This is a genomic window from Streptococcus tangpeifui, assembly GCF_011038795.1.
Lineage (GTDB): Bacteria > Bacillota > Bacilli > Lactobacillales > Streptococcaceae > Streptococcus > Streptococcus tangpeifui.
Window position 1 is genome coordinate 33945 of record NZ_JAAKDU010000002.1, and the last position, 14816, is coordinate 48760.

Here is a 14816-nt window from a genome sequence, read left to right on the forward strand (position 1 = left end):
AAAATTTTGGCGCAGTGGTTGGCTGATTTCCCCTTTGCCACAAGGCCAAAGCGGAAAAACTAGCTAACTGCTCGGGAGTGGGGTAAAAAGGTCTGAGAGACCTTTTAATCGGGAAATGAAGTTTGCAGAGCAAGTGTCAAAAACGGTCTGGGGATCGTTTTAGATCATTTCAGGTCGCCACCTTAAAATCAGGACGTGGTGAGGACCGAAATTTTCAATTTTTAGGTTGATGCCACTCCCTTTTTAGAAAAAATAGAATGTTTTCGTTTGTGTAATTTTTGCTCATGCTTTGTTGAAAAACGAATTAGTAAGCACTATAATGAATGCGCATACATCCTAGAGGGTGAAATCCTAAAACTCTGATTATCCCTGATTAGGGGATAAGGACTGACACTTTCGCGTGATGAAACGGACACGGGCCTAATTTCCTCGAGGAACAGAGAACACTCCTTGTGTGCCAGCACATGGCGCCGTTCCCTCATTTTCCTGTCGAACATTTTCGCTAAAGCGAATCGGCCCCTAGTTATCTTATAGGAGGCAGCTTATGTTTTCATTTTTGCAACCGTCACCTGATGCTACAGAAAAAGTTCCTGCTGAAAAAATAGCCCGCAGCTATCGCTGGCACCAGATTGGCGTTTTAGCCGCACTGTGCTTAGGCTATATTGGCTATTATATTATTCGTTTGATCTTCACCACCGAGCAAAATGATATTATGAAGGTCTACGGTTATACAACCGCTCAGATTGGTCTTGTTTTGTCTTGTTTTGGCGTAGGCTATGGCATTTCAAAGCTTTTTATGGGAGCCCTCAGTGATAAAAGTAATACCATCCGCTATTTAGCAACTGGATTGATCATTTCGGCTCTTCTTAATCTAGGTCTGGGGTCAACGCGCAATTTTTATGTCATGATGGTGCTCATGCTGGTGATGTCAATCGCTCAGGGCATGGGAGCAGCGGCCTGTCAGCGAACCATCCAACTTTGGTGGGGCAGGCGCTGGCGTGGAACCATTTTTTCCATCTGGTCCTCGGCTCATAATGCGGGTGCTTTTTGCTGTGTTGCAGTCGTCCAGATCGCCAGTTTCCTTTTTTCAGGCTCTATCACAGCCGTCTTTTACACAGCCTCAGTTGTTTCTTTCTTAATAGCAGCTTTTGTGCTTTGGGCTGGTTCGGAAAGACCTGCTGCGGTGGGACTTCCTTCTATTGCTGAATATACAGGTGATGCGGTTGTTTTAGAGAGCGGAGAAGCAGCTGCGGATGACTTAACAGACCTTCAGCTTTGGAAAATTTTTGTCCAATATATTTTAAAAAATCCTATGGTCTGGGCTGTAACATTAACCTCAATGTCCCTCTATATTGTTCGCTACGGCGTCATGTCTTGGATTCCTAGTTATTTGGTTCAGTCAAAGGGCTTTGAGCCTAGCTTTTCCAAATGGTTGGTTGGTATTTTTGAGTTAGCCTCTGTACCTGGTGTGATTCTCCTAGGAGCAATTTCTGATTCTCTAAAAAATCGCCGTGCCTTGGTCTGTTTAGCGAGTGTTATAGGATTACTGATTTGTTTAACGACTTATTTCTATAGTAAAAATGCTACCTTGATTGTTGTTGTTCTCTTTATTATGGGGACTCTAATTTATGCTCCCCTAACATTGGTAGGGCTGATGGTCAATGAAGTCGTGCCTAAATTTGCCGTCGGTTCCTCGACAGGCTTCATGGGCTTTTTCCAATATATATTTGGTGAAACCTTAGCAACCGCCCTGATTGGTATTTTAGTTGCGAAATTTGGCTGGGTAGCCAGTGATACTGTCCTTTACGGTGCCTGCATCTTAGCGGTATTTTTACTGATCTACATCATGATCCATGAAGCTCGAATGAGGAAAGCTTTGGCCAATCATTAGTTGGGTTAATACTGAAAAATAGAGCAGATTTAATTGGGTACATATCAATGCCTGATGGCATGTGAGAGGCTGGATATTTAGTATTTGTCATCTATGCTATCAAACTTTAAAAACAGAGGAGGCGGGGCATTTTTCTGTCCTGCCTCTCTTTTTAGTCCCTTGCAGCAACGAACTGAATTCAAGTGCTGTTTAAGCAGACTGTTTGCGCAATTCTTTTGAAAAGGAATGAGGCTTGTTAATAGATTTTTGTCTCAAAGATGAAAGTGCTATAATAAGAGGTATGAAAAAACGTTACAATACTGTCAATGACTATTACCGTCAGTTGTTTGGCGAAAAGATTTTTAAGTTGCCGATTGACGCAGGATTTGACTGTCCCAATCGGGATGGTACGGTCGCTCATGGCGGCTGTACTTTTTGCACCGTATCGGGTTCAGGGGATGCCATTGTGGCACCAGAAGCACCCATTCGCGAGCAGTTTTATAAGGAAATCGACTTCATGCACCGCAAGTGGCCAGATGTTAATAAATACCTCGTTTATTTTCAAAATTATACCAACACGCATGACAAGGTCGAAGTCATTCGTGAGCGCTATGAGCAGGCTATCAATGAGCCGGGTGTCGTTGGTGTCAATATTGGGACGCGCCCTGACTGTCTGCCAGATGAAACCATTCTCTACCTAGCTGAGCTCTCAGAGCGTATGCACGTCACGCTTGAGCTAGGACTGCAAACGACTTACGAGAAAACTTCCGAGCTGATCAACCGTGCTCACAGCTACCAGCTCTATATCGATATTGTCAAGCGCGTGCGGGAGCTAGCTCCCAAGGTAGAAATCGTCTCCCACCTCATCAATGGTCTGCCCGGAGAAACGCATGAGATGATGGTGGAGAATGTCCGCCGTCTGGTGCGGGATAATGATATCAATGGAGTCAAGCTCCATCTCCTCCACCTCATGACCAATACCCGCATGCAGCGCGACTACCATGAAGGACGCCTCAAACTCCTCAGTCAAGAGGAGTATGTCTCTATCATTTGCGACCAGCTGGAGATTATCCCTAAGGATATCATCATTCACCGCATCACAGGCGATGCCCCGCGCGATATGCTCATCGGCCCCATGTGGAGCCTTAATAAGTGGGAAGTCCTCAATGCTATCGACCAAGAAATGGAACGACGGGGGAGTGTACAGGGGTGTAGGGCAGAGGTAAGAGCCTAGAACGAACTTATTTTATGAGATTAGTACTGCAAAGGATAAGATGTGGGGAAGGCTTATGTTCTACGATTTAACACTGTTGCTGACGGCTGTGATTGCTGGGTTTATGCTGTCCTATTCGGTCACATTGGGTGCTTATTTTAATTATTTATTGCACCAAGAGCTAGATCAAGGTTTTTCACATTTTTACAGCCAATTTAGACGGAATACTGCAGTTGCCAGCCTCTATCGTATATTTGTCAGCTTGCAGTTTTTCTTAGGGTTAATGTCTCTTTTAGTAAGCAGCCCTTTAGTAACCGTTCGTGTATTGGGGATTATTCCTCTAATGGTATTACTGGTTTGCCATCATGTGACAGGCTTTGCAAAAAGTGAAGAGGCCATCAATAGCGGTAAGCCAATATCAACTGATATGAGACAGAATTATCTCAAATGGAATTTACCCCTTCATTATTTCTACTTTGTTATTTATTTCGTGAGTGCCTTAGTGCAATTATACTATCGTTAAATCTTAAATAAGGGAAATGGTTTGTCTATTCCCCTTTTGCACCTGATAAGGAACCGTGCTTATGAGGTTAACCGCAGAATGTGAACCATAAACTATGCCAAAAGTAAGAACAAATTAGGAGAAATTTATGAAACTCAATGCAATACCAGCCTTAGCCGATAATTACATTTGGGTATGGTCTCAGGGGGACGAAGCTATTATCGTTGACCCCGGAGAGGCCAAGCCAGTCTTGGATTATTTAGAAGAAAACAATCTCAAAGCAGGTGCTATCTTAATCACTCATGTTCATGCTGACCATGTCGATGGCATGGGTGAGATTGTAGCCCAATATCCTAACGCCAAAACTTATGGGCCCAAAGAAGTCAGTCATTTGGTAGACACTGTCCTGAAAGACGGCGACACCATTGAACTCTATGGGTCTCAAATAGAGGTCTTTTTAACGGGAGGCCATACGGAAGACCACATTTCTTATCTTGTAGATAAGCAGCACCTCCTGTCTGGTGACGCGCTTTTCTCAGCGGGATGCGGCAGAGTCTTTACAGGAGACTATGAGGCTCAGTACAAGTCCATGGTCTTCTTCAGAAATTTAGCGGATGATGTTAAGGTTTATGCAGGCCATGAATACACCCTGACCAATTTACAATTTGCCCTGACACAAACGACAGACGCTTTTGTCAAAAACTATTATGACAAGACGAAAGCTCTTGTCGAGCAAGGCCTTCCAAGCCTGCCATCTACTATAGGAGTAGAAAAACAGATCAATCTTTTTCTCATGGCCAAGGATGTCCAAGAATTTACAAGATTGAGAAACTTGAAGGATAATTTTTAGAAAAACATACCAAGAACGAACAGGTAAGGAAACTTTTATGATCAAACGCCCTATTCAGCTCTCCCATGATTTTTTGCTAGAGGTGTTAGACAAGGACAGTATCGCGGTCGATGCGACCATGGGAAATGGTAATGACACCGCCTTTTTGGCTAATCTGTCTAAAAAGGTTTACGCTTTTGATATTCAGGAACAGGCCCTTGAGAAGACGCGGGAACGCTTGGCGCACCAAAACCTGACCAATGCCCAGCTGATCCTAGATGGCCATGAAAAAGTGGATACTTATGTATCTGAGCCTATCCGCGCAGCTATTTTCAATCTGGGATATCTGCCTAGTGCGGACAAATCAGTTATCACCAAACCTGATACAACCTTGAGTGCTATTGGAAAGATTTTAGAGCGCCTAGAAGTTGGCGGCCGCTTATCCATCATGATTTACTATGGTCACGATGGCGGCGATCAGGAAAAGGACGCTGTCTTAGACTATGTCCGTCAGCTGGATCAGCACCGCTTCACAGCCATGCTCTATCAGCCTCTTAATCAGGTCAATACCCCGCCTTTTTTAGTCATGGTGGAGAAGTTGAAATAAAGCAATCCCTCTTTGAAAAGCAAAACGATAGGCCGTTGGCTTCAGCTTACCAAAGCACTGTGATGCCTTATCTATTCTTGATTTTCTTTTGTCAGGCTATTGAAGCTTGGAAATTTAGCGTAAGCTCATTTATAATTGAAATACAATGTATCCAAGGAGGCGATATTGATGGCTACAATGACTTTAAGGATCAATGAACAAGATAGTGATTTGATCAAAAATTATATTCACCTGCACGGTCTCACTATTTCTGAATTTGCAAGGCAAGCTATGCTAGAAAGAATAGAAGATGACTACGATTTACAGGTTTTACGTCAAGCAATAGCAGAAGATGATGGAAAGCGACTATCTCATGAAGACATCATGAAAGAATTTGGATTATGAGCTATAAAGTTACCTACACTAAAAAGGTTTTGAAACAGCTAAAAAATTAGACGTTTTTACACGTTCATCTATCCTGCTTTGGGTAGATAAAAATCTTCAAGGAACGCATAGTCCAAGGCAACATGGGAAAGGACTGACTGCCAATCGATCTGGGGAGTGGCGTTATCGTGTAGGTGATTATCGAATACTAGCCAATATTCTTGAAGATGAAATCATTATAGAAGTGTTTGCGGTTGGTCATCATAGAGATATTTATTAGCGGGTATGTTTACTCTTGCCATTAACGACAGGCCTGCTCTGTCCTAGTGAAAAAGTGTTTCCTAGCTAGGTTAATAGAGCTTTAAAGGAAGCCTATCAGAAGATAAACAAAGGCATTATTAAGGAGGAGCCCAAATGATCACCAAGCAGGAAATCTTGGATAAAAAGTTCTCTACAGAATTTAGAGGCTACAATAAGGAAGAAGTTGACGAATTTCTCGATGAGATTATAGCCACCTTAGATGCTTTGGAGCAGGGAAAGCCATCCTCCAATGATGGCATCAAGGCATTGAAGTCGGAGATAAATGATTCTCCGTTTTATTAGATTTGATAGCCCCAAAAGCTGCCAGAGCAATGACTCTGGCAGCTTTTATGATGCAGCGTTAAGAGGAATTATCTCTCTTCAAAAATATAGGTGCAGAATGGCACTACCTTTTGAAAAGCCCAAGTATCCAGCTAGCTGCCCGATTTTCTGAATATCACGAGCTCTGTAGTCAAAGGTCGAGGTTACAAAGTCCAATGGTTTTCGTAGGGGTGGACGAGGGAGTGATGTTAAAGCAGAAGCATTATTTGTAGTGTTAGTTTAAATTAGTTTATAAACACCTATTTAGACTATTTAGATCTATAAAACTCAGATATCATTAGTACGACGGATTATTAATATTTAGTATACATCCTCATAACAACTCAAAGTATAAGAGCGTCCAATTTGATGTCTTTTTTTTCTGATTGGGGTATAATTAGGGAGATTGAAGAAACAGTAAGGGGATAGTCAATGAGCCATAACCACTCAGAGCATATAAAAAATAAGGAAAATGTCCATACGTTTTATATAGGATTTGATTTGGATGATTCTGGAAATATATCACAAGTAAAATCCAAATTCTATGATGAGTTATTTGATGATATTACTGCCTTTGCATTTGGAACAAAAAATGTGATGTCAAAAATAAGAACAACTCAAGACATCTCCAAGGTACAAAGAGAAGCACTTAGAAAGATGTATAACATTCCAGAACTCCAAGAGGCAAGTAAATACTATCTTGAGTCTGACGATATAGAGGATAAATATTTGAAACGTGGCGAATTTGGAGAACTCCTCTTATACCATCTGTTGCATGAATATTTTAATGCTGATGCCTTGATTTCAAAGATTTATTTTAAAGATAGTATGGGGTTACCTGCTCACGGTTTTGATGCCGTTCATGTTGATTCCGAAAATCGTATTTTGTGGATAGGGGAATCAAAATTATATACAGCAGCTAATTCAGCGATTGATGCTTTGATGAAAGATTTAGAGGAACATTTTAATTCAAACTTTTTTGATTCTGAATTTGCTATTATTGATAATCGAGTCCATGATAGTGGTATTGAGCTTGATGATTTCATGAAAACATTGATAGATCCACAAACAAAAGTATTGAATAGGTTAGCCAATATTAATATTGCTCTTTTCGCAGGTTTTGATAGTAAGTCACTTCAAAATTATAGTGATGATCACATCTTCAAAGAAAATTTAGAAAATGAAATTAACTTATTAAGAGAAAGAGCAAATAAAAAAGTTGAGAATCATTCGTGGAATAACTACTTAAATATTTTCTTATTTTTATTCCCTCTTGAGAGTAAACGTGAATTTGTGAAAGATTTACACTTGAAACTGAAAGGAGCTCAGCAAGGATGATAGATATTGATGATTTTTTAAAATGTTCTGAGTTAAGAAATTTTGATGAAAATTTTTCTTTAATCAAGTATGTTTCCAGTAAAATTGATGAGCCAGAAGCTCGAAAAATTATTATTCATGTCTTAGATATTTGGGATAATGTAAACAAAGATGCAAAAGAAATTTGGATTGATTTAATTGGTCGAGCTGGCTTCTATCCTTATTTTATGGATAAGGTCAATTCTCAGGAAATGATTAGTTTATCTACTCAAACACGAATAAAAACAGAATTTTTTAAATCTGATTATCTTCCGAATGTTTATTTTCATGAGCAGCAAAAAGAAATTGAACAGGCACTATCAAATGGTGAGAATGTTGCTGTCAGTGCCCCAACAAGTTTTGGAAAAAGCTTATTGATTGAAGAGATTGTTGCTAGACGACAATTTGACAATATTTTAATTATTCAACCAACTCTTGCTTTAATTGATGAAACAAGAAAGAAGTTATCAAAGTATAAAGATTTCTATAATTTAATCATTAATACACGACAAAAAGTAGACACGAAAAATATTTTTATCCTTACAGCTGAACGTGTATTGGAATTTCCAGATTTACCTCATATTGACTTTTTTGTAATTGATGAATTTTATAAGATTAGCAATCGTTTAAATGACAGTAGAATTGATGCTTTGAACGTTGTTTTGCTTAAAATTATGAATCATCAACCTCAAGCTATGTTTCTAACTCCAACGGTTGACTCATTATCTGAAGCATTTAGGGAAAAATATCAAATTAACTTTTTTAAAACGGACTATGCATTGGTAAATACAAATGTTGCTGAAGTAAGAAACAGAAATAACAATCCTTTAACGGGAAATTCTAAAAAGAATAAATTATTTAAGATGTTATCTGAACAAGATGATTCTAGTATTGTGTATGTCAAATCCCCTAATGAAGCTTACAAATTAGCTGGAGAATATATAGATTATTTGGACGAATTGAATTATGAAGTTAAGAACGATAATTTAGAAATATTTGAATGGATTGATACTAACATATCTCCAGAGTGGCAGTTAAAAAAGTTATTAAAGTACGGAATTGGTGCACATAATGGAGCATTACCGAGACATGTGGTCACTTCAGAAATTGAACTTTTCAATGAAAGAAAATTGAAAGTCCTTTTTGCTACAGTTTCATTAATTGAGGGAGTAAATACTGTAGCTAAGAATATGTTTATTTATAGTCAAAACAAAGGAAATAATAAAATCGATTTTTTTGATTTTGCAAACATTCGTGGACGTGCAGGACGAATGAACCAGCATTTCACGGGAAATGTGTATCTATTTATAGATAAAATAGAAGGGGAGGAATTTATAATAGATGTTCCGAGTGTTGATCAAACTCCGGTATCTGATGAGATTTTAATCAATATTCCAGATGATGAAGCGAAGGAAATTAAAAGAAAGCGTGAACTAGAAGAAGATTTAGATAGTGAAATTCAAGATATTATTAGGGATAATCTAATTTCTATTAAAGGCCAGAAGTCGCTATATAAATATATCGAAGAGAATAGGGAAAATCTTACTTACTTAAAATGGGATGGGGTGCCTTCTTATGATGAACTTTGGAAAACATTATATTTGGGCTATAAATTTTTGAAAGGAAACGAAAAAGAGGGTTTTGCCCAGAACAAGGCAGTCACAGCATTAAAATTTGTAAATCAGCCACTAAAAAAGACTATTATCGAGCAATTCAATTTCTTTGAAAGTCAAGGTAAGAAGGACTCTTTAAACAAAGCAATTGATTGGGTACTAAAGTTCCAAAGAAATGAAGCTAATTTTGAAATTCCTAAAATATTGGCTGTTGTAGATTCTATACAAGAGTATGTTTTCAATAAAGCTAATATGAAAACTGGGGATTACACAACATTTGCTTCCCTTTTAGAGAATGAACAAGTTGATGAAAGACTACAATTTTTAATTGATTATGGTGTACCAAGTTCAGCAGTTAAGAAAATCAGAAACCTACCAGATGGATTGGTTGAAGACTCACAAATTATGCAGTATTTGAAAAATAATATTATAAGAATAAGTAATAATATGATAACTTATGAAGAAAAACTATTGCGACAGGCCATTCAATAATTTAATAAATGCTTATCTGCTATACTAGTAGCAGTGTTTAAGGCTATAGACCTAAATAGTTAACTCAATATCTTTTAGTATGCTTTTTCAATTTATTAGTTTATAAATGAGCCATCTGTATGTATTGAGGTATAGATACTCATATTCAGATTATGGTAGAGAAGTTGAAATCATAGGAAAATTGAGATAAACTAGAAGAAAAACTGTTGACGAGGAAATGAAAAATGCTACAATCCATTAGCAAGCAAGCAAGCAAGCAAGCAAGCAAGCAAGCAAGCAAGCAAGCAAGCAAGCAAGCAAGCAAGCAAGCAAGCAAGCAAGCAAGCAAGCAAGCAAGCAGTAGTTAAGTACTGCTCTCTTTCAGTATACACCAAAACACTTTCAATCACTGAGATTGGGGGTGTTTTCTAATGCCTTCAGATTTCAATGAACGCCCTCATCAGAATGAAAAGGCAGAGGCGCTTGCCTATGTCAGACATTTGATGGAGCAAGCGAGAAAAGAATCTAATCATGAAGATCTACCAAAACTAGAAAAACTAGTAGAACTCATTGATTCAAAGCGCTATGGTTTGGTCTGGGAAGAGCATGCTGAGCTGGTTGAGGAAGAAATGGAAACAAAGTTTCCTGTTTTCATTGAGGACGAGACCAGAAAAATTCATGGAAATCCCGATTCAACTGATTATAATTTTTTGCTTGAGGGAGATAACCTGCACAGTCTTCACCTCCTTGAAAAAACGCATAAAGGAATGATTGATGTGATTTACATTGATCCGCCTTACAATACAGGAAATAAGGATTTTGTCTACAATGATAAAATTGTGGATAAGACTGATGGTTACTCACATTCCAAATGGCTGAGTTTTATGAGCAAGCGTCTTGAGATTGCCCAAAAACTATTAAGCGAAACAGGTGTTATTTTTATCTCCATTGATGATAATGAACAGGCGCAGTTGAAGTTGTTGTGTGATCAGATATTTGGGAAAGATAATTTCATTGCAACATTACCAAGGCTTACTAAAAAAGCTGGGAAAAATCAACAAGCGACATATGCAGGGAATCATGACTATATTATTTGTTATGCAAAGAATAAATCTAAGGTAAAATTTATTAAAAAGGAAGTAGGTGGGGATAACTACCCTTTAAAAGATAAACATTTTGATGAAAGAGGAGGGTACAAGCTTAATCAAACCCTTGATTACGCTACTCTGGGCTATGTTAGAAGCTTAGACTATCCCATCACTATTGGTGAAAATACTTATTATCCTGGTTCAGTATCAAAGCAGGAATACCTAGATAGAAAGGCTAATAATCCTCAAGACGGATATCGATGGAGATGGAGTTCTGAAAAATTGGAATATGGGTTAAAAAATGACTTTGTTGTCGCGAAGAAATCACGTAATGGTATTCGCTTATATACGAAAACATATTTTAAAGTAAGTATTATAAGGGATAACGGGAGGTACACTATAAAGAATATTGACAGAACAATTCCTCCTACAACATTAGATTATGTAGATAATTCTTATTCAAATGATAATGCAAAAAAGAATATTGATGCATTAAAATTAGGAAGAAAATTTGATTATTCAAAACCTATCCTATTAATTAAACAAATTATATCTTTGTTTACTAATAATTCCACCATCCTTGACTTTTTCGCTGGCTCAGGTACAACAGGTCATGCAGTGGCTCAGCTTAATAAAGAAGACGGTGGTAATCGTAAATACATTCTTTGCACCAATAATGAGAATAATATCTGCGAGGAAGTAACCTACAAGCGTTTGGCCAATATCCAAAAGGAGCTACCCCATAATCTCAAATATTTTAAAACACAATTTATTGAAAAAGATGATGACGATTTAGAATATACCCTTTTGAACAACGTTAAAACTTTAATCGAATTGGAACATGGCATTGACCTAGAAGAGAGTGATAAGGCGGTAGCCTTTAGTCTGTCAGAAATCAGAAATCTTGACTTGACAGGTATAAAAACAGTCTATGTCCGTCAGCATTCCCATGTCCTAATGGAAAAAGAAGACCGTATGCGTTATCAAGATATTAATTTGGTTGATGTCCCAGAATATTACTTTGCTAAAGAAATGAGAGAGGCAGGATTATAATGAAATTATTCCCTTTTCAAGAGCAGGCTGTTCAGACTCTGCAGGATAAATTTTTCTATTCTCAAAAACAAACGACGGTTTTCTATGCTCCGACTGGTGCAGGGAAAACAATCATGCTCATTAGTCTGATGGACAGAATTTTGGAGTATAATTCCAATCCTTATGACTATGTCTTTATTTGGCTGACACCAGGAAATGGAGAACTAGAAGAACAGTCTTGGAATAAGTCCAAAAATTATGGAAAATTTGTCAAATCTATCAATCTTGACGAGGCTTTGACTGCTGGATTTCGGTCTGGCATGGCGACCTTTTTAAATTGGGAACGTGTCAAAAACGATAAGGCTATCGCTTTGCGTGAAGGAGAAACCAAGAACCTTGATGATATTATCAAAGATGCTAGGAACAAGGGACTTCATTTCGTCTTGATAATTGATGAAGAACATCGGGATCAGACTGAGAAAGCTCAGAAAATTATTGATAAGTTTGAGGCGGATAAGATTATCCGTGCCTCAGCAACGCCGAAATCATCTTCTCCTAGCTATGACAATGTGCAGGTGAATGATGAAGACGTGATTGCACAGGGACTGATTGTACGAAATGTTGAGCTCAACCCAGATGGTGTTGATGGTGATGTCGTGGATAATATGGTGCAGTATTTCCTAGATTCTGCGGATGATAAACGGCGCCAAATCAAGTCGGAATACGAAAAGTTGGGTCTGTCTATCAATCCTTTGGTACTCGTTCAATTTCCTGATGAAAAGAAAGCGAATAAAGAAGAGCGTAATAGCCTAATCAAGCAAGTCAGAACCTACCTTTCTGAAATTGGTCAGGAAGATAGTCAAGTAGCCACTTGGTTGGCCAATGAGAAAATCAATGTTGCAGATATTGAAAAGGCAGACAGTCCTGTCAATTATCTCTTGATGAAACAGGCTGTATCAACGGGTTGGGATGCTCCTCGTGCTAAAATTTTAGTCAAGCTCCGTCTTAATACTGAGCCAAATTTCACCCTGCAAACGGTTGGTCGGATTCGCAGAATGCCAGAACAAAAGCACTATGATAATCCTTTACTGGACAATGCCTTCATCTATTCTAATGACCAAAAGTACATTGCAGAAGTTCTCCAACAAGGAGAAGGCTCCTATATTGCTACCTATGAGTTAAAAGAGAATGCCCCAGATTTTCAGCTTATTTCTGTAAAACCCAATGCCCGAGCAGGGCTAACGAACAGCGAAGTTGTTGCTGCTCTCAGAAAACAATTTAAGAATGACTATGGGCTTATCGAGCAAAACGGTAGTCAAAATAAGGAAAAATTGGAGAGTCAAGGGTTTATCTTTGGAACGACAATCCTGCAAAAGTTAGCCAAGTCTGATAAATTAGAGCGAGATATTATCAGTAATCAGCTCATATCGTATGATGTTAAAATGCCAGTTAATCCTCGTGACAATCGTTTAGACTTGTTGAATGCGGAGCAGGCTATACAAAAATATCTCTATCGTGATAATCCCAGTGATGTGAATCATATTCTGTTGGAATTATTTTCAAATCGCAGTGAAGAACCTAATAAGCGCTTTTTGAGTCTCAAGCCTTCAGAATTCATGGCTTTTGTTATCAATAATTACCGATTACTCCGAGATACAGCTAAGAATGCAGATGCACAAGGATTATTTGATAAACAGCTATCTTTAGACTATGGTTTGAGTCACGACGAATTAGATTTGGTTCCTTTTGATATTCCCCGAAATGAAATGTATCAAAAGTTGAAAGATACGCAAGGTCAAATCTTTACTAAAAATATCTATAAAGGTTATGGAGAACATAACTGGGTAAGTACCAAAAAACCAGAAAAAGCTTTTGAGAAATGGCTTGAAAATACTGAGCAAGTGAAATGGTGGTATCGCAGCAAAGATCGAGGAGATAAATATTTTTCTGTTGCCTATGGTCAGAAAAAAGAGGGGTTCTTCCCAGACTATATTTTCCTAGGAACGGATGGTATCACTTATATCGTCGAAACCAAAGGTGGCAATGGTCAAAATATTGATGCTTACTCAGAAGCAAAATTCAAGGCTATTCGAGAATGGGCAGAAAATAAGAAGACCAATCCAAATGGAGCTAAGTTTGCCTTTGTTCGTCCTATTAAAAATAATTTAGGTGATGTTACTGGTTTATTGTTCAATAATACTACTTGGGAGGAAGATACCAATAATAGAGAGTATTGGAAACCCATGAGTGAATTCTTCGGGAACGATTTGTTTGGACAATAAAAATTAAATGGGAAAAAATCTAGTTATAATATTACTGCTGACTAAAATAACCATTGCAAATAAGCAATGGCTATTTTTATAACTCCGGCTTGATAAAAAAGCGATGGTCATCAATGGGAATGATAGAAACCTGATTATCGAAGAATTGGGTCAGAGTTGGTACAGTAATGATGTCTTCTTTCTTGCCTTGAGCAATGATTCTCCCTTGTTTCAGCAGCAGGACATGGTCCATCTTTTGGGTGATTTCTTCGGCGTGATGGGTGACGTAGAGAACCGTCGGTGCCTGCGGCAGGTCGGTGATCCGATCGATTTGCTTGAGTAGTTTCTCTCTGGCAAAGAGATCCAGCCCTACAGTAGCTTCATCAAGGATGATGATATCCGGCTCTTCCATGAGACAGCGGGCAATCATGATGAGTTGGCGCTCCCCCTGGGATAAGGTGTGAAGTCGGCGTCCGATGAGCTTTTCGCCATCTAAACGTGTCAGCATGTCTCTAGCTTCCCCTAGCTCTTTCTCTCCATATTCCTTGTAGAGTATGGAAGACTTGTACTTACCGGTTAAAACGGCCTGTTCAGCCACCATCTGCAGGGAGAGGCGGTCGCTGATAAAGCCCGAGACAATACCAATGCGCTTGCGGATTTCAGAGATGTCTCCTTGGCCAAATGGAACGTCTAAGATCTCCGTTTGGCCATCGGTAGGGTAATGCTCAGCCATAATCAGCTTGAGCAGGGTTGTTTTACCAGCCCCATTAAGTCCCAGAATAGCCCACGTCTGACCTTTCTCGACAGTCCAGTTGATACCTGTCAGAAGATTTTTCCCTTGCTTACGTAAGCTGACATTTTTCATGGAAATGATAGCCATACGTTACCTCCGCCTATAAAAATTAGCTACATTATAGCATGCTTTGTCTGAAAAATTAAGGGCTTGGGCGACTTTTCAACATGCTTTTTGAAATTATGCTATAATGAAGG

Annotated in this window: 13 protein-coding genes and 1 pseudogene; 13 read left to right on the plus strand and 1 reads right to left on the minus strand. The window is 38.6% G+C overall.

Annotated elements, in window-relative coordinates; genetic code table 11:
• Positions 1–544: 544 nt before the first annotated feature.
• The 13 genes and pseudogenes from G7Y32_RS01910 to G7Y32_RS01965 all read left to right on the plus strand — a co-directional run bounded on the left by G7Y32_RS01910 (position 545) and on the right by G7Y32_RS01965 (position 13847).
• Positions 545–1891 (plus strand): MFS transporter, encoded by a 1347-nt coding sequence (locus G7Y32_RS01910; RefSeq protein WP_165209898.1) that lies wholly within the window; start codon positions 545–547, stop codon positions 1889–1891.
• Positions 1892–2171: 280 nt separating this feature from the next.
• On the plus strand, positions 2172–3104 hold the full coding sequence (gene mnmL, locus G7Y32_RS01915) for a tRNA modification radical SAM protein MnmL/YtqA (protein WP_165209901.1): 933 nt from the start codon (positions 2172–2174) through the stop codon (positions 3102–3104).
• 55 nt (positions 3105–3159) lie between these two features.
• A complete protein-coding gene (locus G7Y32_RS01920; protein ID WP_165209903.1) occupies positions 3160–3606 on the plus strand; it encodes a hypothetical protein in 447 nt (148 codons plus the stop codon).
• Between the two features lie 127 nt (positions 3607–3733).
• Positions 3734–4435 (plus strand): hydroxyacylglutathione hydrolase, encoded by a 702-nt coding sequence (gloB, locus tag G7Y32_RS01925; protein ID WP_165209906.1) that lies wholly within the window; start codon positions 3734–3736, stop codon positions 4433–4435.
• A 37-nt stretch (positions 4436–4472) separates the two neighbouring features.
• Entirely contained in the window at positions 4473–5021 is a 549-nt protein-coding gene (gene mnmM, locus G7Y32_RS01930; RefSeq protein WP_165209908.1) for a tRNA 5-(aminomethyl)-2-thiouridylate-methyltransferase MnmM, read from the plus strand.
• A 168-nt stretch (positions 5022–5189) separates the two neighbouring features.
• Entirely contained in the window at positions 5190–5405 is a 216-nt protein-coding gene (gene relB, locus G7Y32_RS01935; RefSeq protein WP_165209911.1) for a type II toxin-antitoxin system RelB family antitoxin, read from the plus strand.
• Positions 5402–5664: pseudogene (locus tag G7Y32_RS01940) on the plus strand (type II toxin-antitoxin system RelE family toxin). The gene relB and the pseudogene G7Y32_RS01940 overlap by 4 nt, the downstream one beginning before the upstream one ends.
• Positions 5665–5798: 134 nt before the next feature.
• Entirely contained in the window at positions 5799–5987 is a 189-nt protein-coding gene (locus G7Y32_RS01945; protein WP_165209914.1) for a DivIVA domain-containing protein, read from the plus strand.
• A 450-nt stretch (positions 5988–6437) separates the two neighbouring features.
• Positions 6438–7343 (plus strand): HamA C-terminal domain-containing protein, encoded by a 906-nt coding sequence (locus G7Y32_RS01950; RefSeq protein ID WP_165209916.1) that lies wholly within the window; start codon positions 6438–6440, stop codon positions 7341–7343.
• Positions 7340–9466, plus strand: a complete 2127-nt coding sequence (locus G7Y32_RS01955; protein ID WP_165209919.1) for a DEAD/DEAH box helicase — start codon at positions 7340–7342, stop codon at positions 9464–9466. Before G7Y32_RS01950 ends, G7Y32_RS01955 begins: the two co-directional genes overlap by 4 nt.
• 224 nt (positions 9467–9690) lie before the next feature.
• Positions 9691–9813, plus strand: coding sequence for a hypothetical protein (locus G7Y32_RS10445; RefSeq protein WP_277423842.1), 123 nt, complete (start codon positions 9691–9693; stop codon positions 9811–9813).
• Between the two features lie 63 nt (positions 9814–9876).
• A complete protein-coding gene (locus tag G7Y32_RS01960; protein ID WP_165209922.1) occupies positions 9877–11586 on the plus strand; it encodes a site-specific DNA-methyltransferase in 1710 nt (569 codons plus the stop codon).
• Positions 11586–13847, plus strand: a complete 2262-nt coding sequence (locus G7Y32_RS01965; protein ID WP_165209925.1) for a DEAD/DEAH box helicase — start codon at positions 11586–11588, stop codon at positions 13845–13847. Before G7Y32_RS01960 ends, G7Y32_RS01965 begins: the two co-directional genes overlap by 1 nt.
• A 76-nt stretch (positions 13848–13923) precedes the next feature.
• Here the strand turns inward: G7Y32_RS01965 and G7Y32_RS01970 are convergent, their stop codons facing one another.
• Positions 13924–14706 (minus strand): ABC transporter ATP-binding protein, encoded by a 783-nt coding sequence (locus tag G7Y32_RS01970; protein WP_165209928.1) that lies wholly within the window; start codon positions 14704–14706, stop codon positions 13924–13926.
• Positions 14707–14816 lie beyond the last annotated feature (110 nt).